18 protein-coding genes and 2 pseudogenes are annotated in these 17,253 nt (G+C 64.5%); 6 read left to right on the top strand and 14 right to left on the bottom strand.

Features of this window, described 5'->3' with window-relative positions; genetic code table 11:
* The first annotated feature begins 145 nt into the window (after positions 1-145).
* Complete coding sequence (locus IGS74_RS03920; protein ID WP_192389478.1) at positions 146-886, top strand: siderophore-interacting protein; 741 nt, start codon at positions 146-148, stop codon at positions 884-886.
* Positions 887-1,203: 317 nt separating this feature from the next.
* Here IGS74_RS03920 and IGS74_RS03915 read toward each other — a convergent pair whose 3' ends face one another.
* The 5 genes from IGS74_RS03915 to IGS74_RS03895 form a co-directional block, all read right to left on the bottom strand.
* Positions 1,204-1,962: a type 1 glutamine amidotransferase domain-containing protein gene (locus IGS74_RS03915; protein ID WP_192389476.1), complete on the bottom strand. Its 759-nt coding sequence runs from the start codon at positions 1,960-1,962 to the stop codon at positions 1,204-1,206.
* Positions 1,963-1,998: 36 nt separating this feature from the next.
* Positions 1,999-2,577 carry a DUF924 family protein gene (locus tag IGS74_RS03910; RefSeq protein ID WP_246722894.1) on the bottom strand — a complete coding sequence of 193 codons (579 nt, stop codon included), beginning with the start codon at positions 2,575-2,577 and terminating at the stop codon, positions 1,999-2,001.
* The gene (locus tag IGS74_RS03905; RefSeq protein ID WP_192389474.1) at positions 2,574-4,376 is read right to left on the bottom strand and encodes a monovalent cation:proton antiporter-2 (CPA2) family protein; all 1,803 of its coding nucleotides are present in this window, start codon (positions 4,374-4,376) and stop codon (positions 2,574-2,576) included. The genes IGS74_RS03910 and IGS74_RS03905 overlap by 4 nt, the downstream gene beginning before the upstream one ends.
* Before the next feature lie 4 nt (positions 4,377-4,380).
* Positions 4,381-4,650: a hypothetical protein gene (locus IGS74_RS03900; RefSeq protein WP_192389472.1), complete on the bottom strand. Its 270-nt coding sequence runs from the start codon at positions 4,648-4,650 to the stop codon at positions 4,381-4,383.
* Between the two features lie 68 nt (positions 4,651-4,718).
* Positions 4,719-5,492 (bottom strand): SDR family oxidoreductase, encoded by a 774-nt coding sequence (locus IGS74_RS03895; protein WP_192389470.1) that lies wholly within the window; start codon positions 5,490-5,492, stop codon positions 4,719-4,721.
* Positions 5,493-5,634: 142 nt separating this feature from the next.
* Between IGS74_RS03895 and IGS74_RS03890 the strand changes: the two genes are divergently transcribed.
* Both IGS74_RS03890 and IGS74_RS20215 read left to right on the top strand, forming a co-directional pair.
* The gene (locus IGS74_RS03890; protein ID WP_192389468.1) at positions 5,635-6,534 is read left to right on the top strand and encodes a LysR family transcriptional regulator; all 900 of its coding nucleotides are present in this window, start codon (positions 5,635-5,637) and stop codon (positions 6,532-6,534) included.
* A gap of 379 nt (positions 6,535-6,913) precedes the next feature.
* Positions 6,914-7,108: pseudogene (locus tag IGS74_RS20215) on the top strand (helix-turn-helix transcriptional regulator); the annotation flags it as partial.
* A gap of 339 nt (positions 7,109-7,447) precedes the next feature.
* On the opposite strand, the gene IGS74_RS03880 reads toward IGS74_RS20215, so the two are convergent.
* A complete protein-coding gene (locus IGS74_RS03880) occupies positions 7,448-8,179 on the bottom strand; it encodes an SDR family oxidoreductase (protein ID WP_192389464.1) in 732 nt (243 codons plus the stop codon).
* A gap of 151 nt (positions 8,180-8,330) precedes the next feature.
* Here IGS74_RS03880 and IGS74_RS03875 point away from each other — a divergent pair, with 151 nt between their 5' ends.
* Positions 8,331-8,888: a TetR/AcrR family transcriptional regulator gene (locus tag IGS74_RS03875; RefSeq protein WP_246722892.1), complete on the top strand. Its 558-nt coding sequence runs from the start codon at positions 8,331-8,333 to the stop codon at positions 8,886-8,888.
* An 81-nt stretch (positions 8,889-8,969) separates the two neighbouring features.
* Here IGS74_RS03875 and IGS74_RS03870 read toward each other — a convergent pair whose 3' ends face one another.
* On the bottom strand, positions 8,970-9,719 hold the full coding sequence (locus tag IGS74_RS03870) for an SDR family NAD(P)-dependent oxidoreductase (protein WP_192389460.1): 750 nt from the start codon (positions 9,717-9,719) through the stop codon (positions 8,970-8,972).
* 36 nt (positions 9,720-9,755) lie between these two features.
* Positions 9,756-10,673 (bottom strand): SDR family oxidoreductase, encoded by a 918-nt coding sequence (locus IGS74_RS03865; RefSeq protein WP_348641882.1) that lies wholly within the window; start codon positions 10,671-10,673, stop codon positions 9,756-9,758.
* A 102-nt stretch (positions 10,674-10,775) separates the two neighbouring features.
* Between IGS74_RS03865 and IGS74_RS03860 the strand changes: the two genes are divergently transcribed.
* Positions 10,776-11,672, top strand: a complete 897-nt coding sequence (locus IGS74_RS03860; protein ID WP_192389458.1) for a LysR family transcriptional regulator — start codon at positions 10,776-10,778, stop codon at positions 11,670-11,672.
* A gap of 73 nt (positions 11,673-11,745) precedes the next feature.
* On the opposite strand, the gene IGS74_RS03855 is transcribed toward IGS74_RS03860, so the two are convergent.
* Together IGS74_RS03855 and IGS74_RS20210 are read right to left on the bottom strand one after the other, a co-directional pair.
* Complete coding sequence (locus IGS74_RS03855; protein ID WP_192389456.1) at positions 11,746-12,126, bottom strand: DUF4267 domain-containing protein; 381 nt, start codon at positions 12,124-12,126, stop codon at positions 11,746-11,748.
* A gap of 118 nt (positions 12,127-12,244) precedes the next feature.
* Entirely contained in the window at positions 12,245-13,186 is a 942-nt protein-coding gene (locus IGS74_RS20210) for a lysophospholipase (protein WP_246722890.1), read from the bottom strand.
* Positions 13,187-13,304: 118 nt separating this feature from the next.
* Between IGS74_RS20210 and IGS74_RS03845 the strand changes: the two genes are divergently transcribed.
* Positions 13,305-14,213 carry a LysR family transcriptional regulator gene (locus tag IGS74_RS03845; protein WP_192389454.1) on the top strand — a complete coding sequence of 303 codons (909 nt, stop codon included), beginning with the start codon at positions 13,305-13,307 and terminating at the stop codon, positions 14,211-14,213.
* 5 nt (positions 14,214-14,218) lie between these two features.
* Here IGS74_RS03845 and IGS74_RS03840 read toward each other — a convergent pair.
* From IGS74_RS03840 to IGS74_RS03825, 4 genes and pseudogenes are all read right to left on the bottom strand, one after another.
* Positions 14,219-14,991, bottom strand: a pseudogene (locus tag IGS74_RS03840) (alpha/beta hydrolase).
* A 56-nt stretch (positions 14,992-15,047) separates the two neighbouring features.
* Positions 15,048-15,860: a carboxymuconolactone decarboxylase family protein gene (locus IGS74_RS03835; RefSeq protein WP_192389452.1), complete on the bottom strand. Its 813-nt coding sequence runs from the start codon at positions 15,858-15,860 to the stop codon at positions 15,048-15,050.
* A gap of 99 nt (positions 15,861-15,959) precedes the next feature.
* On the bottom strand, positions 15,960-16,805 hold the full coding sequence (locus tag IGS74_RS03830; RefSeq protein WP_192389450.1) for an SDR family NAD(P)-dependent oxidoreductase: 846 nt from the start codon (positions 16,803-16,805) through the stop codon (positions 15,960-15,962).
* Complete coding sequence (locus IGS74_RS03825) at positions 16,802-17,236, bottom strand: ester cyclase (protein WP_192389448.1); 435 nt, start codon at positions 17,234-17,236, stop codon at positions 16,802-16,804. The genes IGS74_RS03830 and IGS74_RS03825 overlap by 4 nt, the downstream gene beginning before the upstream one ends.
* Between the last annotated feature and the right edge of the window lie 17 nt (positions 17,237-17,253).

Raw genomic sequence — 17,253 nt, 5'->3', positions numbered from 1 at the left:
TCTCCTGCGACCGGGTTTGTCTCGGCCGCTTACGGGGATGAGGCCGTTGCTGCTCGATCATCGGAAGCGCCTTGGGAATGCGAGTAGACGATGTGAGTTATCGCTCACATATTAGCGCATGTTCCAGATAAGGAAAGCGCTCTCCATGGCCAATCCGCCCTTCAGACTGTATCCCGTGATGGTGGAGAAGGTTCAGTCGGTGACCCCGCGCCTGCGGCGGATCACCATCAATGGGCGCTGCCTGGCGACGACCTATCGCGAGGGCGTGCCGGCTCAATGGCTGAAGGTCTTCGTCCCCACCGACGACGAGACGGACAGGGTCGGACGCGCCTATACGATCCGGCGGTTCGATGCCGCGACCGGTGCGCTGGACATGGATTTCGTCCTCCATGGCGACGCGGGGCCGGCTTCGAACTGGGCCATGCAGGCGAAGGCGGGCGACCGGTTCGAGATCAGCGACCCGCATCCGCGCGGCGGTGTTCGTCTGGAGCCGCACCACACGCACTATCTGATGTTCGGCGACGAGACGGCGCTGCCGGCGATCGCCAGCATTCTGGAAGCGCTGCCGGCGACGACACGCGCCGACGTCTTCGTCGAAATCGAAGATCAAGCCGAGGAGCAGCGGATCGAAAGCGCTGCGGCGGTGAACGTCGATTGGCTCTGCCGGGACGGCCGGGGCGCGAACAGCAGGCTTGTCGAGGCCGCCAGGGCGATCTCCGCGCCGGGACCGGAGACGCTGGTGTTCTTGGCGGCGGAATCGTCCATCGTCCAGTCCATCCGCCGTCACGCCGTCCAGGAGTGGCGGATCGCGCGCGAGAATCTTCACGCGGCGGGCTATTGGAAGCGCGGGGACGCCGATCACCGGGACGAGGAGGCGACAGCCTGAGAAAACCACGAAGCCGTGTCGCCCTTATCCGCTCACCTTGATGACGATCTTACCGAAGGAGCCAGGATCGAGAGAGGCGAAGACGGCGCGTGCATCCTCAAACCCATGGGTCATCGGGTAGTCGCGGTCTATCGCTAATCAACCCGGCGCTACTTGTTGAGCAGGACCCGGCCGGTGTCGCCGCCCTCGTGCGAGCCCCAGGATGGCGGCGGCACCAGGCCCCTCTGACCGGGGCGGCGTCCTTTTCGGTAGCCATTGGCATAGCTCCCGGCGCGATTTGTTCCTTTTGGCAGGAATCGCGTCAATACCTGCGAGCGTCAGTATTCGTCGAGAGCGTCCAATACGAGTTCGGCGGTCAACCCGCTGCTATACTGCTGCTGGCCGGTGATGAGACGGCCGTCGCGAACGGCGAAAGGTTCGTTCGCGCCGTGGCACAGGAAGCTTGTGCCCTCCATTCGGGCCGCCTCGCTCTGGATGGTGTAGTCGTTCAACGTCATGCCGAAGGCGGTGTTGACGTCCTCTTCCTCTTCGTCGGTGAAGCCCGTCCATTTCTTGCCCTCGGTCAGAAGCTTGCCATTGGAGAGACGGGTCCAGAGCAGCAGGGACGATCCGTGGCAGATCAGCGTGACGATCTTGCCCTTCTCGTAGAAGGACGCGATCAGGGCGTGCAGCGCTGCATCGTCCTTGAAGGTCAGGAGCGGACCGCCGCCGCCGGCGACCCAGACCGCGTCATAGTCATCGACGCTGACAGCGCTGATCGGCAGCGTGTCCTTCAGCAGCGGGCCAAATTTCGCATGATGGACGAAGCCGAGGCTGATCAGATCGTCGGCATAGGCGCCGCCTGGCGTGCGCGGATCGCTATGGGTGTCGAACATCACTTCGCCCCCCTTTGGCGAAGCGAGATCCACGCGATGTCCGGCTTCGATGAACATCAAAAAGGCCCGCGTCATCTCCTCGGCGAAGAAGCCGACCGGGAAGCCCTTCAGCTCGGCTGTATTGGAAACGATGGACAGGATGCGGCGCGGCTTGCGACGCACGCCGATGCGGGTATCGACTGTCAGATCCGATGCGGGCATAAGCGCGTTCTCCTTCTTGATGTGCTTTCTGTGACCTCATCCTCCGAAGCCGCCCTGCTTCAGGAAATCGGCCTCCTGCGGCGTCGTGGTGCGGCCCAGCATGGGATTGCGGTGCGGGAAGCGGCCGAAGCGCCGGATGATGTCGCGATGGCCCTCGGCATGCTCCAGCCAGGGCTGGCCGAGCCGGGCGTTGAGACTGACGGAGAGGTCCTGGTCGAGGATGTCCTCGGAATGGGCGAACGGCAGACAGAAGAACAGCCGCAGGTCCGGCTCGGCACGGTCCATGTGCCCGGCCTCCAATGCCTGCCGCGCATAAAGGCGCGCCAGCGGGTCGGTAGCATACATATGTCCCGTGTCGCGGAATGCGTTGCGCGGGAACTGGTCGGTCAGGATCAGCAAGGCCAGCGCACCCTCTGGCGAGGCCATCCAGCCGTCGTGCCGGCGCGCGGCGACGGCCATGTGCAGGTCGAGGAAGCGTTCGCGGAAGACGCGATCGAAGCCCCCGTCCTTGTCGAACCATCGCCCTTGCGCGCCAGCCTTCTTCCAGAAGGCGACGACCTGCGTGCTTTGCGGATCGGCGCCTGCGCTGTTCTGTCCGCGCAGCGAGACCATCATTGCGCGCCCTGTTGGGCAGGGCCATCCTTGCGCGGCGCATTGCCGTGGATCAGGTCGCGGCCGGCATAGATGCCCTCTGCCGTCTCCATGGCGAAGCGCTCGCCGTCGCGGCGGCGGACATCCTCCATCACACGGGCGCGCTCGTCGTCATCGATATCCATCAGCGCCAGCGCCTTCTCACCGAGGGCGAGCGCGGATTCGAAGGTCTCGCGAACCTGCCATTCGACACCGGCATGGATGAGCTCGATGGCGTGCTCGCGGTCGAGGGAGCGGGCGAGCACGGGGACGAGCGGGAATTCGACCCTGACCAGCTCGGCGATCTTCAGGCTCGCCTCGCGGTCGTTGACGGCGATGACGATCAGACGGGCGTCATGCGCGCCGGCGGCATGCAGGATATCGAGCCGAGCGCCATCGCCGTAATAGACCTTGAACCCGAAGTCGCCCGCGTCGCGGATCGCGTCCGTATCGGTCTCGATGATGGAGATCGAGGAACCCGCTGCCAGAAGCGGCTGGCTGACGATTTGGCCGAAGCGACCGAAGCCGATCAGCAGCACGTTGGCGGACAAGCCCTCCGCGGCCTCGACGCCTTCCATCGAGGCGGTCGCTTTCGGCATCAGCCGGTCGTGCAGGATGATCATCAGCGGCGTCAGCGCCATGGAGACGATGATCGTCGCCGTCAGGATCGCATTGGCCTCGGTGTCGATGATTCCGACCGATGCGGCGGCGGCATACAGGACGAAGGCGAACTCACCGCCCTGCGCCATGAGCACGGCACGCTCGATCGCTTCACGATTGTCGGCCCGGAAAAGGCGCGCGATCAGATAGATGCCGACTGTCTTCAGGGCCATGTAGGCGATGACGGCGACGAGGATCAGCCGCCAGTTGGCCGTGATCACCGTGAGGTCGAGCGACATGCCGACGCCAAGGAAGAACAGGCCGAGCAGGACGCCTCGGAACGGTTCGATATCGGCTTCGAGCTGATGGCGGAACGAGGATTCCGACAGGAGTACACCGGCAAGGAACGCGCCCATCGCCATCGACAGCCCGCCAAGCTGCATGGCAAGGGCGGCGCCGAGCACCACGAACAGCGCCGCCGCCGTCATCACCTCGCGGGCCTTCGCCTTGCCGAGCAGGCGGAACAGCGGGTCGAGCAGATACCGTCCGGCAAGCACCAGACCGAGAATGGAGGCAAGGCCGATCCCGATGCCGGTCAGCCGGTCCGCGAGAATGGCGTTTTCTCCGCCGGGCGCCAGGAACGCGACCAGCGCCAGAAGCGGGACGATGGCCAGATCCTCGAACAGCAGGATCGCGACGATCCTGCGGCCCTTCGGCAGCCCCATGCTGCGTCGCTCCTCCAGCATCTGCATGACGATGGCCGTCGAGGTCAGCACGAAGCCAGCGCCCGCCACGAAACTCTGCGCAACCGGATAGCCGAGCGCGAGACCGACCAACGTGAGCATACCGATGCACAATCCGACCTGCGCCAGGCCCAGCCCGAAGATCTCGCCGCGCATCGACCACAGCCGCGACGGCTGCATCTCCAGCCCGATGATGAACAGGAACATGACGACCCCGAGTTCGGCCACATGCAGGATCGATTGCGGGTCGGAGAACAGGCCGATGCCGAACGGCCCGATGGCAAGCCCGGCGGCGAGATAGCCGAGGACGGAGCCGAGGCCGAGCCGCTTGAACAGCGGCACGGCGATGACGGCCGCGCCCAGCAAGACGACGATCGGGACGAGGTTGAAGCCATGCGCCGAAGCGGCCTCGGTGGCGTGGGAAACGGCCTCCGTTGCCATGAAATCAGCCTCTCGCCAGTTGCCAGGCGAGGACCGCGGCAAGGGCCGCCGGCACGGCGAAGACGACCAGCAGGATCGGCAGTTCCTGCGCGACGGTGTAGCCCGCCCGGGTCACCCCGACCCACATATTGACGAGCGCCACCGCAAGCCAGGCGGGAATGAAGAGTTTCGCGCCCATGGCGATACCGGCGAGATCGCCGCCCCAGAGTTTCCCGAACAGGACAAACACACCGAGCAGGACGGCGCCTCCGACGATGACCAGCAGCATATGCATGAGCGCGTCCCCCTGTGCCGCGATAAAGACTGGACGGCCTGCCACGGGGACAGGCCGTCCATCCGTTCCTACTTCGTGGTATAGCCGCCATTCACGAGGATGGTCTGGCCGGTCATCCACCAGCCGTCCGACACCATGAAGCGGATATAGGGGACGATATCCTCGATGTCGGTGAGGCCGGTCTTCGAGAAGCCGGACAAGGCCGCTGCGGTCTTGTGATAGGCGACGGCATCGGAGCCTTCGGCCGGATAGAAGAACGGCGTGTCCATCGGGCCGGGACCGATCGCCGTCACCGAGATGCCGCGCTCGCCGAATTCCTTGGAGGCCGCCCGCGTGAAATGCTCGACCGGGGCCTTGGTGCCGGCATAGGCAGCATAGAAGGGCGTGAAGGCGCCGAGCAGCGATGTGACGACGGTCACCAGCTTGCCGTTGTCGTTGAGGTGCTTGCCCGCTTCCTTGATGAAGAAGAAAGCGCTCTTCGAGTTCACCGCGGCCATCTCGTCATATTCGGCTTCCGAGATCTCGACCATGGGCTTCTTCAGCACCTTGCCGACGGTATTGATGGCGATGTCTGGGCGGCCGAGGGCGGCGACAGCATCGGCGAACAGCTTCTCGACGGCGCCCGCCGTTGTCAGGTCCGCCTGGATGGCGATTGCCTCGGCGCCGGCCGCTTTTACCGCCGCAACCGTCGCATCGGCGTCCGCTTTGGTCGCCGCACTGTTGTAGTGAATGGCGATCGTCTTGGCGCCCTGCACGGCGAGATCGCGGGCGATCAGTCCGCCCAGGTTCTTCGCGCCGCCGGCGATGATGACGGTTTTGCCCTTGATGCTGTGATCGGTCATTGGCCCTGGCCTCCTTCGGTTGCCTCGCGGCCATCGGTGACCGCTTCCTGCATCGCACCATATCGTCTATAGATTTGTCATAAAGTCACTCATTCTGACATCACCTGTCAGACCGAGCGACCAATCAAGCAAGTTGAAGCCCTTGGACCGTATCGATCTCTTCCGCACCTTCGCCCGCGTCGTCGAATGCGCGAGCTTTACCCGCGCCGCCGATACGCTCGGGATGCCACGTTCGTCCGTGTCGGCCGCGGTGATCGAGCTCGAAACACGGGTCGGCGCCCGCCTGCTTCACCGCACCACCCGAAAAGTCTCTCCTACCCAGGACGGCGCTGCCTTCTATGAACGCTGCTTGCGCCTCATCGCCGATGTCGAGGAGACGGAAGGGTTGTTCCGGCAAACCTCTGTCGGGCCCACCGGCAAGCTCCGGGTCGATGTGCCGGGCCGGATCGGTCGTTTGATTATCGCGCCCGCCTTGCCGGAATTCCTCGACCGGCATCCGCAGCTCGACATCGAACTGCGCGTCACCGATCGGTCTGTGAACCTGGTCGAGGAGAGCGTGGACTGCGTGCTACGGGTCGGCCCATTGAGCGATTCCGGGCTCATCGCCCGCAAGATCGGCGATCTCCCGCTGATCAATGTCGCCAGCCCCGCCTATCTCGCCCAACGTGGGACGCCAGATGCGCCGGACGATCTCGGCGTGCATCTCGCCGTCAGCTATGCCTCGCCATCGACCGGCCGGGTCGAGGATTGGGAGTGGGTTGAGAACGGCGAGGTGCGCATGATGCCGGTTCGCGGCCGTGTCACGGTCAACAGCGCCGAGGCCTACATCGCCTGCTGCCTCGCTGGTCTCGGATTGATCCAGATCCCGGCTTACGACGTGAAGCGCCACCTCGACGCCGGCGAGCTCGTCGAGGTGATGCCGGACCATCGTGCCGAAGCGATGCCCATGGCTTTACTCTACCCGCACAGGCAGCATCTCTCGCGCCGATTGCAGGTCTTTGCGGATTGGCTAGAGCAACTCCTCAGACGGGACATTCTGTAGCGAGGCGACGCCGAAAGTCGCGCCACACCATGGATATGCCGGCAGTCGAAAAACAGATCGCCATGCTCGGCGTCCGGGTCAGGACCTCGCGCGTCGCCCCGATCAACGCCACGCCGACGAGAACGCCCCAGTCACCGGGCTCTGATTGGCGGACCGGATCGGCGCCGTCTGGCGCCAGCGCTTCCACGACGGCGACAGGGTCCGCACGAGGCCCCGACCGTAAGTCCGTCGTCTTCGGCTGGGCGACCGAATCAGTTGCCGCTCGACAGGGGCGGAGAGCGTCGCAAGAGGCACTTGCGACTGGAATATCTCGCAAAAGAACGACTATTATAGCCGTAGTTTTGGCGTACGCGTAGGTCCGTGTGGGAGGTGATCATGCATGATCACCGCCCGACAATCACGGGCCGCACGCGCGCTGCTGGGCTGGACACAGGAGACGCTCGCCGACAAGGCCCGGGTATCACTGACCGCGTTGAAGCGCCTCGAATCCGACAGCGGACTTGAGGTGTACGAATCCTGTCGCGATCAGGTCCGTCGGGCATTTGAAGGCAACGGTATCGTCCTCCTCAACTCCGGCCATGCCTCATGTTACCATTCCGGCCAGGAACGCGGCGGCTTTCTTGCTCAGCCCTGGCGAAATTGTCCTCGGGAAGTGGGAGCGATCTCGGGCTTCTTCACTTTTGCTTCCGTTCCTGTGTCTGGGCGGAGCGTGAGCAGGCAAACTGCAGGCTCGCCCGAGAGTCCGTAACGGTCTGAGTTCGAACCGGCGTTCGGCAGCTATCCAAGCGGACAGCGAAGAGGGGCGCCTCGGCGGATCGCCTGATCGCGCTGCCGTGTCGCAGAATCGGTGATCTTCCTAATTTCCGGGGGCAGCCAGAAGGCCGAGCTGGCGGGGATGACCCACGACACGAGCTTACCAGGGCGTCTCGCCGCCTGGTTCGACGAAGCGGCCGGAGACGCTGTCCGGTCCAAGCAGCGCATAGTAAACGGGAAGCTTCGCGCCTTCCTCAGGCGTCATGAAGCCATTGTGGCCCGTCAGATCGGTCTTCACATAGCCGGGGCTGACCGAGTTGACGACGTGCGGCGTATCGCGCAGCTCCGCGGCGAGCTGCACCGTCAGCATGTTCAAGGCGGCCTTCGAGGCGTTGTAGCCGATCAGCCGTGCCGAATAATAGGGCGAGGCAGGATCGCCGTTGACCGCGAGCGAGCCAAGGGAGCTGGAAAGGTTCACGATCCGGGCCGCCGAAGACAGGCGCAGCAGTGGTAACATCGCCTGAGTTACGGCCAGCGTGCCGACGAAGTTGGTCTCCATGATGCGGCGAGCCGCGTCCGGAACAGCGCTGGAGGGCGGCCCATCCTCGGCATCGACGATACCGGCGTTGTTCACCAGGATATCGAGCCGGCCGTGCTCGGCACGGACGGTCTCGACCGCCGCAGCAATGCTGCCGTGATCGGTGACATCGAGGGCGACGGAGCGCACCTGAAGGCCGTCGGACGAGAGCGTGTCGACCGCTTTGCTCGCGCGGCCGGGATCGCGGGCGCCGATGATGACGGAAACGCCAGCCTGCGCCAGTTGCCGGGCGATCTCCAGTCCGATGCCTTTGTTCGCGCCAGTAACGAGCGCGATGCGGTTGGTGTCAGTCATATCGGAATCCTCACAGGGTTCGTTCTGGTGATGCCTCATGATATGAAGGATTGTTCAGTTTGAGGATTCGCTTATGCCTTCGGCGCGGCCGGCCCACCTAAACCCCCGAAAAACCCCGCGTCAGGCGCGCGCGACAGCGACCCTGGACGCCATGTTCGAGGCGACCATTCAGGTTCTGGTGACCGATGGACCGCACCGATTGACGACCACCCGCGTCGCGGAGCGGGCCGGCGTTTCGGTCGGCACCATGTACCAATATTTCCCGCACAAGCAGGCGCTGTTCTACGCGCTGAACGAGCGCTATCTCGACGTGCTGGCGGACAAGGTCGAAATGGCCTGCTTCGCACAGCACGGCGCATCGATCCGGCAAATGGTCGAGGCGTTGGTGACCACCTACTGGACCGCGAAGACGGAGCGGCCGGCGGTAACGCGGGCGCTCTACCGCTCCGTCGTCGAGATCGACAACGAGGCGCTGATCGCAGCCTTCGCGTCCCGCGTCGATGCCGCCACCGCCGCCATGCTCGCCACCGCATCCGACGCCTCGTTCGACGATCTTCCGACCGTCACGCTCACCCTGCTCGCGACCGTGTTCGGCACCGTCCGCAACGTGTTCGAGCGCAGCCTGGATCCGCACGAGGAACGCGCGATCGAAGGCCAGGTCGTGATGATGTGCAACGCCTATCTGGAAGCCGCTCGATCGCGTTCTTGAAGCGCCACGTGAGCCGCTGTCGCTCCCCGTTGCGGCAAGAGCAAGGCGAGGCCGGCAAGCGATAGCCTGCCCGACGATCGATCAGGACGGATTGATCAGGTTGAACACCTTCTCGAAATTGCCTGTCTGCTCGGCGGTACGCTGGGGCATGACCCGCTGAACAAGCACTTCCTTCGGGGTGACATCCGCACACAGCAATCCGACGGTTTCCGCGATGAAGGCCTTGAGGGGCATCGCATGCGGATTGTTCGATTGACCCGGCGTCAGTTCGGTTGCCACCAGCGGAGGCGCAATCTCGACGACGGAGATGTTCGTGCCGCGCAGCTCGTGGCGCAGGCTCTGGCTCCACGAATGGATGGCCGCCTTGCTCGCACTGTAGGCGGAAGCGGACGCCAGCGGCACGAAGGCGAGGCCCGACGAAACGGTGACGATCGCCGCCTCCGGCTTCGACCGCAGGTGCGGAAGAAGCGCCGCCGTCAGCCGGATGGGAGCATACAGGTTTGTGAGGAAGACCTTGTCGACGATCTCCAGGTCGTAACGCTCCGCCAGCACGTTCTCGTATGGCAGGATTCCGGCGTTGTGAACGACGGCGTTCAGATCGGGATGCTCCTCGATCAGCTTCTCGGCGAAAGCCTGGATATCGTCGGCGCTTGTGACATCGAGCTGATATCCGCTCATGCCAGGGTTCCCTCCGATCACCTCATCGAGGCGATCCTTGTTCCGCCCGGTGATGATGACCTTCGCGCCGAGAGCGGCCAGCGCCTCGGCGAGTCCGCGACCGATGCCCGAATTGCCCCCGGTGATGAGGATGGTTGCCTTAGAAAAGTTCATAGTGAGTTCCTTGTCTGCTCGCCTTAGGAATGGGGATCAGCCGTCGGCACGGTTGATCGCCTCGAAAGTCTGGAAGAAGCGGCCTTCGGCTTCGGCGAGACGCTGGATTTTGGCGCGTTCGACGATCAGTTCGTCAGGAACCGGATTTCGGTCGAGAAGGCCCAGGACCTCGTTGATGAAAGCGTCGAGTGGCATGAACGCCTCGATACGCGACTGGCCGGGGGTCAGTTCGGTGCGAAGCGCGGGCGGCGCGAGTTCCAGGACGTCGATCGACGTGCGACGTAACTGGTGGCGCAGGCTGACCGTGTACGAGTGAACGCCGGCCTTCGTGGCGCAGTAGGTCGGAAAAGTTGCTCGAGGCACGAAGGCCAGACCCGACGAGGTGTTGACGATGCGCGCCCGCGGCTGCTTGGCCAGATGCGGCAGAAGAGCGGCGGTGAGACGGATCGGACCGTTCAAATTCGTTTCGATATGATCGCTGCTTTCGGCAAGCGCGCTGTCGCCATCGAAGACGTTTTCCGGGCGCATGATGCCGGCGTTGTTGAACACAACGTTGAGTGTGGGATGCTTTTCGACGATCTCGCGTGCAAGACGCTTGACGCTGTAGGGATCGCGCACGTCGACGGTCATGGCATGCATGTTCGGAAAACGGCTGGCGATGTCCTGAAGGACGGCTGTCCGCCTTGCTGCGATGATCACGGTATTGTCGCGGGCATGAAGCTGCTCGGCAAGGGCGCGCCCGATGCCGGAACTGCCGCCGGTGATCAGGATGGTGTTTCCGCTCGCGGGCAGCGCCGGGCGGGTCGGGGCGGCCGACGCGGCAGGCTGTGCCTGCGCCGAAGCCGTCGAACCCGATGCGAGATAGCCTGCGGCAATGGTCGCGGCGACCGATCCGACAAGCATGTTTCTCCGGCTCGTGTTGAGGATGTCTTTCTGTTCGTGGTTGTCTTCCATGTGGCTCTCTCCAGTGTGAGGCCTTCAGCTTAGAAGACGATCGTCTGATAATAATCAGCGTTAAATTGACATCATAATTCCACTGAAGATAACAATGGGAGCATGGACCTCTTACAGAGCATGCGCCTGTTCGTTCGCATCGTGGAGCGAGGCAGCTTCAGCGAAGCCGCCAATGACATCGGGATCCCGCGTGCGACAGCCACCAATGCGATCAAGGCGCTGGAGCGGCGTCTTGGCGTACGACTTCTGCAACGGACCACACGGCATGTCGCTCCGACATCGGAGGGAGAAACCTATGCGCAGCGGTGCCGGGCCTTCCTGTCGGACCTTGAAGCCATGGAGGACGAGTTCACCACCTCCGCCGTCAGGGGCCATCTGCGCATCGATGTGCACGGCAACCTGTTCCGGCAGTTGCTTCTGCCCCGTTTCGGCGAGTTCACAGCCCAGCATCCCGAATTGACGCTGCATATCGGCGACGGCGACCGATTGGTGGACCTCGTGCGCGAAGGTGTCGATTGTGTCGTGCGCGCCGGCGAGCAAAGCGACAGCGGCATGATCGGCCGCCGTCTCGCGTTGATGGAAGAGGTCACGGTCGCCAGCCCTTCCTATCTCGCCGCGCATGGCGTGCCACTCATCATCGACGATCTGGAGAGGCAAGGTCACAAGATGATCGGCTTCGTCTCCTCGAGAACGGGATTGACCTTGCCCCTCGAGTTCACGGAGGCGGGTGCGACAAGGCTTATCACCCTTTCATCTCCCCTCACGGTCACCAGTTCGGACACGAGCGCGGCTTTGGTTCGCGAGGGATATGGCCTGACGCAAGCTCCCAGGTTTCGCTTCGAAGACGATCTGGCGTCGGGCGCGCTCATCGAGGTGCTGCCGCAAAACCCGCCCACACCCACGCCTTTGTCCGTGCTCTATCCAAGCCAGCGGTATGTATCGCGGCGTTTGCGCGTCTTTATCGACTGGCTCGTTCAGGTATTTGACGACCAACCGTAATAACGGCTTGTCGCGGCGATGGCTTTTTGCCGTCGGTTATGGACGAGCCTCGCAATCCATTCGGATGTATGCGTCACACCAGCCCCGTAATCAGGGGAATGGCGGCTGCGACCATCAACAGCGCCGTGACGCCATGGATCGAGAGCGCCGCTCGCGTCGAACCCTTTGCGGCCAGGATAAGAGACATGTCGCCGAGCGGAATGAGCGCATCGATCAGCAAAGCGACGCCGATAATCCGGGGGTGGCCCGACAGCAGCAGTGCGAGAACGACCAGCCCGGTCGCGATGTCGCGTACGCCCTTCAGGCGCAGCCACCACAGGGTATTGTCGCCGGCTCCCGGCAGCGGCAATCCGAAGCTGCGCATCGCGGTCGCCGGGCGCGCGAGATACATCCCGCCGATGGCGATGATGCCGACTGAAACCAACAACGCGACGCCGATAGAGAACCAGTACATGGATGACATCCTTGCAACATGTCGGGGCTCCACAGAGCGGAGCCCCTCTCATGATTAGCGGACGCCTGGTCCTTATGCCGGTTGACCTCTGAGGCGTCTGATCACACCGGCATTGGCGTCAGGCGACGAACCGCTCGAACCAGTCGAGCATCGGCTTGGGGTTTGCGGGCAGATAGTTGTAGCCGTCGAAGCGCCGGTTGGTGCCCTCGATCCAGATCAGGTCCTTCTGTTCTGTCGGCATGGCGTCGAAGATCGCCTGCACGTCGGCGGGCGTGGTCAGCGTGTCGTCGCGGACCTGCAGAAGCAACGTCGGGATATCCACTGCCGTCGCATAGGGCGGCATGTCCATGTCCTTCAGCTCCATGCTGGTCGCGCGGCGCAGGGCGTCGGCCACTTCGGGCAGTGCGTCCGACATGCCCATGTGAGCCAGGATCGTACGGTAGAAGGAGCTGAGCGAGATCGGCTGCGGCGCGACGATCGCACGGACGTCGTCGAACTCCTCGCGATGCCTGGACATGCCGACCATGGTCGCGTTCATGCCGCAGCAGCGGCTGAGCAGGCCGAGCTTCAGGTTCTTGAGGTCCGACCGCGAGCGGACGTAGCGCAGCGAGCCGATCACGTCGCGATACTCGCGAATGCCGTTGCCGATCACGCCGCCGCTGCCGGCCGCGCTCTGGCCGAAGTTGCGCAGGTCGTAGGCCAGGATGTTGTAGCCGGCTTCGTGCAGATGCTTGTAGTCCGGCATGAAGTTGACTTCGATGTTGTTGCCGCTGGCCTCCCAGGCGTCGCTGTAGGGCTTCAGATGGCCCGGAAAGCCATAGCGGTTAGCCCAGATCGGGTGATTGGCGATGATCAGCTTGTCGCTGTCGCCCGGGATGAACCAGCCCTCGATCGTCACGCCGTCCGCAGCGGGAAAATAGATGTCCTCGAACGCGATGCCGTCGTCCGCCGGTGAGCGAAGGATGGGCGAGCGCGGGGGATTTTGCATGGCGGAGACCAGGCCGGCGACGAAGTCGGCGCGGGTCGGTTGGGCTGCTTCAGCTTGTGTTGCCTGGGTCATGTCGATGTCCTTTCAGAGCTCAGCGGGTTTGGATGGTGGCTGATGTCCATCATGTACCCCTTGCGGATCATGATGATAATCCGGCATAATCGAGACAGGCTGTACGGATAATTGGACATTGGCTGCGAACATCGACGACCTGACTGCTTTTGTCGCCGTCGCGCGAGCGCGGGGTTTCCGCGAGGCTGGCCGTTCGCTCGGCGTCAGCCCAACGACGCTCAGCGAGACCGTCCGTCGGCTGGAAGACCGCCTGGGCGTCCGCCTGCTTCACCGCACGACCCGCAGCGTTTCCCCGACCGAAGCCGGTGGGCGTCTCGTCGAGCAGCTCGGTCCGCTCCTCGCCGGGATGGACGCGGCGCTCGCCAGCCTCAACGACCTGCGCGACACCCCGGCCGGCACGCTTCGGCTCAACGTGCCGGTCGGTGTCGCGCGCCTGGTGCTCCCAAGCATCCTGCCGGATTTTCTTGCCCTCTACCCCGACATCCAGGTCGAGGTCGTCGCCGAGGACACCATCGTCGACGTTCTCGCGGCGGGCGCCGACGCGGGGATCCGCTACGACGAGAAGCTGGAGCAGGACATGATCGCAGTGCCGATCGGTCCGCGGGTCCAGCGGTTCGCGATGGCTGCCTCGCCCGCCTATCTCGCGGCGGCGGGCAGCCCCGAGCATCCAAGGGACCTGCTGCGGCATCGGTGCCTGCGCGGCAGGTTCGGCAATGGATCGCTCTTCAGCCCCTGGGAACTGGAACGGGGCGACGAGACAGTCCGGATCGAGCCGCAGGGGCCGCTCACCGTTAGCATCAGCGGCGCGATGGATCTCGCCGTGGACATGGCCATTGCGGGGACCGGTATTATCGGGCTCTTCGAGGAGTGGTTGCGGCCGCATATCGAGGCGGGCCGCCTTGCTCCGGTTCTACCCGATTGGTGGACTCCCTTTCCGGGGCCGTTCCTCTACTACTCCAGCCGCCGTTTGGTCCCGCCGCCGCTGCGCGCCTTTCTCGACTTCATCGCCGCGGCGCGGCGGCGGTAGGGCGATCAGGCGCGTCCCGCCGCCTCGAGGATGAGGTCTGCGACCTCGCGCGGACGGGACAACAGCGACACATGGCTGGCGGCGAGTTCGACGGTTTTTGCGCCCATCCGCTCGGCCATGAAGCGCTGGAGGCCCGGATCGATCACGCGGTCCTGGGTCGAGACCGCATAGAAGCTCGGCTTCGATCGCCAGGCCGCGTGCGTGGTCCTGGCCTCGGTCAGCGACTTCCTGAACGGCCATTGGGCCGCGTAGAGCGCCCGTGCCCTCGCCGGGGGCACGTCGGGGGCGAAGTCGCGCAGGAACGCCTCCTCGCTGAGCCGGCCCTCGTCGCCATCGAAGACGATGCCCGCCGATGCGGGCGGCTTGGGTAATTCGCGGCGAGCGCCGTATAGTCTTCGTTCGCATCCGGTGCGCGCGCAGCGACGTAGGTCAGGGCCGACACGTTCGGGTGCACGCCGGCCTCGGTGACGATCATGCCTGAGAAGGAGTGGCCGGCGAGCACGGTCGGACCGGTCTGCCGATCGAGCACCCTGCTGCAAGCGGCGACCGCGTCGGCGAGCGAGGTCAGCGGGTTCTGCACCGAGGTGACGTTCAGGCCGCGCGCCTGCAGATGCGGGATCACCTCCAGCCACGAGGAGCCATCCGCGAACAGGCCGTGGACGAGGACGACATTGTCGGCGCGCGGCACTGACCGGGTGGCGGCGATGGCCACCGGCCCGCTGAGCGTCACGCCGGCGGCTAGCAACGAGGTGGTAAACGTCCGACGATTCACTTCCATAGTCTCTTCCTTTACATAAACTGCATGACAGCTAACTTTGCATGCATAGGTGACAGCTAAGCATCCATTTGGTCGAAAACCTCACGAATGGCGGCGGCGGCGTTCAGCGCGACCGGAAACCCGACCGCGACGGTCAGAAGGTTGACGACCTCTGCCAACGTCTCCCGCGAGACACCGAGCCGTAACGCATGGCCGGTGTGCAGCTTGACCTGTGGCCACGCATCGCCCAACGCGGCGAACGCCGCGACCGTTGCGACCTGGCGGATCGCGATGTCGAGTGCGGGACGGGTCCAGACGTCGCCCATCGCGTACTCGATCACGCCGTCGATCAGGAACGGGAAGGCGCGCGACAGCGGCCCGAGAACCGGATGCGCGGCGATGTCGACCTGTTCTTCACGACCAAGCTGCGCCATCTTGTCGAGACCGCGCTGGTGACGGTCCGGCGTATCGGAGCGCTCGGCCGGCACATCGGGGATGCCCTTGGCTTCGAACACCGCCTTCACCTCGGCCGCCATGTTGAGCGCGCGGGGGAAGCCGGCTGCCACCGAGGTCAGATAGACCAGTTCCCGTACCTCGTCGGCGCTCACACCGAGGTTGAGCGCATATTCGACATGCTGTCGCAGTTGCACAGCAGCACCGGCGCCCACGACCCCGAGCGCCGCGATCATGGCGAGCTCGCGCGTGCGCGCGTGCATCTGCGTCCGCCCCCACACGTCGCCGATCGCGTAGCTCATCGTCGCGTCGACGAGGAACGGGAAATCTGATTCGAGCGCCTTCAGACCGGGGCTGAGCTCGTTCCCGAACTCTTTGGCAGTCATCACGTCATAGACATCCAGCCCGTGCTGGAAGCGGTCGGAACGGTCGGTCATGCGGTCACTCCGTGGGTGTGTCATCATAGCGATCGGGTGTTGCGCGAGCGCGGCCGCCATTCTGCAGCTGCTTCGTTGCTGGAGTTGGCCGCACGCCGGCTAAGCGTCTCCGGCCTCCGGAACATCGGTGGAGCGGGACAATGTCTCCCAACGCGCGCGCTCAGCCTCCGCGTCCTCGACGCTCCGGCGCGCCCGGTCGATTGCATCGGAACCCAGCAGCAAGCGCCGCGGAGGTTCCTTGGCATCGACGATGGCAATGATGGCCGCCGCGGCCCGGTGGGGATCGCCCGCCTGTTGGCCGCTGACTGTCCTGAAGCGGTCGAGCGCCGCGCCGACGCTGGGGTACGCCGCGACGCTGCTTCCCGAACTACGGTCGACCGAGCGATCCGACAGGAACTCGGTTCGCAATCCGCCCGGAGCAACGGCCGTGGCGCGAAGTCCAAGCGGCTCGATCTCGAGAGCGAGCGCCTGCGTCAGCGCATCCATCGCCGACTTGCTCGCCGCATAGACGCCGACCCCGGCACTGGGATCGCGGCCCTGGACGGAGGTGATGTTGACGATGTGGCCTCGCCCTTGCGCGCGCAGTCGCGGCAGTGCGGCCCGGATCACGCGAAGCGGTGCAAACACATTGACGGAGAAGAGGCGCTCGACTTCAGCGTCGCTCGCGTCCTCCAGCGCGCCCAGCAGCGTGTAGCCGGCGTTGTTGACCAGCACGTCGATATGCCCGGCGAGAGAGAAGGCGCGCGCCACCATCGAGGCGACGGCCCCGGCATCAGCGAGCTCGAACGGCAGGATGTGCAAAATGCCCGAGCCAGGTGCGAGATCAGCTGTGCCGCTCCGGGTCGTTCCCACGACCGTGTCACCACGGGCGAGAGCAGCCTCGGCCAGCGCGCGTCCAAGTCCGCGCGAAACGCCGGTGATCAACCAGGTTCGAGGGGCCGTCATGCCGCCACCTTCGGCAGCAATTCCGGCGCGAGCTGACCGAGCAGCGTGTAGAAATCGAAATAGCTGTCGGCCCGGATGATCTTGTCGCCCTGCAATCGGTAGACGTCGCAGAAGCGCGTCTCGATGCGGCGGCCGGTCGGTTCGAGCCGGCCGGCAGGGGAGTCGAACGCCCCGCGATGGGTGGCGACGGTGATGCCTTGCGCCACCACGGTGTCGCCCATCCCGACGATGCTGTAGGGCTGGCAGTCGGTATCGGGAAAATAGCCGAGCCACGCGGCCCAGGGGTCGACGATCGCGCGCGTGCCGGTCGCCAGATAGTCGAACGGCACGTCGAGCCATTCGCTCGCTTCGCAACCGAACGCCTCGATCGTGGCGAGGTCGCCGGCGTTGACCGCGGCATAGAGCCGGCGGATGTGATCTTCGGGGCTCATAGGTTTCTCCATCATAT

It is taken from the genome of Aureimonas sp. OT7 (assembly GCF_014844055.1).
GTDB classification, from domain to species: Bacteria; Pseudomonadota; Alphaproteobacteria; order Rhizobiales; family Rhizobiaceae; genus Aureimonas; species Aureimonas altamirensis_A.
Note: the sequence above shows the minus strand (reverse complement) of the source record. Positions and strands in the feature narration are given on the sequence as shown.

Bases quoted from the DNA above. Each gene is read 5' to 3' on its own strand.
- IGS74_RS03910 (WP_246722894.1), bottom strand. From the start codon at position 2,577: ATGATGGTCTCGCTGCGCGGACAGAACAGCGCAGGCGCCGATCCGCAA.
- IGS74_RS03825 (WP_192389448.1), bottom strand. From the start codon at position 17,236: ATGAGCCCCGAAGATCACATCCGCCGGCTCTATGCCGCGGTCAACGCC.
- IGS74_RS03830 (WP_192389450.1), bottom strand. From the start codon at position 16,805: ATGACGGCCCCTCGAACCTGGTTGATCACCGGCGTTTCGCGCGGACTT.
- IGS74_RS03905 (WP_192389474.1), bottom strand. From the start codon at position 4,376: ATGGCAACGGAGGCCGTTTCCCACGCCACCGAGGCCGCTTCGGCGCAT.
- IGS74_RS03900 (WP_192389472.1), bottom strand. From the start codon at position 4,650: ATGCATATGCTGCTGGTCATCGTCGGAGGCGCCGTCCTGCTCGGTGTG.
- IGS74_RS03860 (WP_192389458.1), top strand. From the start codon at position 10,776: ATGGACCTCTTACAGAGCATGCGCCTGTTCGTTCGCATCGTGGAGCGA.
- IGS74_RS03895 (WP_192389470.1), bottom strand. From the start codon at position 5,492: ATGACCGATCACAGCATCAAGGGCAAAACCGTCATCATCGCCGGCGGC.
- IGS74_RS03875 (WP_246722892.1), top strand. From the start codon at position 8,331: ATGTTCGAGGCGACCATTCAGGTTCTGGTGACCGATGGACCGCACCGA.
- IGS74_RS03920 (WP_192389478.1), top strand. From the start codon at position 146: ATGGCCAATCCGCCCTTCAGACTGTATCCCGTGATGGTGGAGAAGGTT.
- IGS74_RS03870 (WP_192389460.1), bottom strand. From the start codon at position 9,719: ATGAACTTTTCTAAGGCAACCATCCTCATCACCGGGGGCAATTCGGGC.
- IGS74_RS03835 (WP_192389452.1), bottom strand. From the start codon at position 15,860: ATGACCGACCGTTCCGACCGCTTCCAGCACGGGCTGGATGTCTATGAC.
- IGS74_RS03865 (WP_348641882.1), bottom strand. From the start codon at position 10,673: ATGGAAGACAACCACGAACAGAAAGACATCCTCAACACGAGCCGGAGA.
- IGS74_RS03855 (WP_192389456.1), bottom strand. From the start codon at position 12,126: ATGTACTGGTTCTCTATCGGCGTCGCGTTGTTGGTTTCAGTCGGCATC.
- IGS74_RS20210 (WP_246722890.1), bottom strand. From the start codon at position 13,186: ATGACCCAGGCAACACAAGCTGAAGCAGCCCAACCGACCCGCGCCGAC.
- IGS74_RS03880 (WP_192389464.1), bottom strand. From the start codon at position 8,179: ATGACTGACACCAACCGCATCGCGCTCGTTACTGGCGCGAACAAAGGC.
- IGS74_RS03915 (WP_192389476.1), bottom strand. From the start codon at position 1,962: ATGCCCGCATCGGATCTGACAGTCGATACCCGCATCGGCGTGCGTCGC.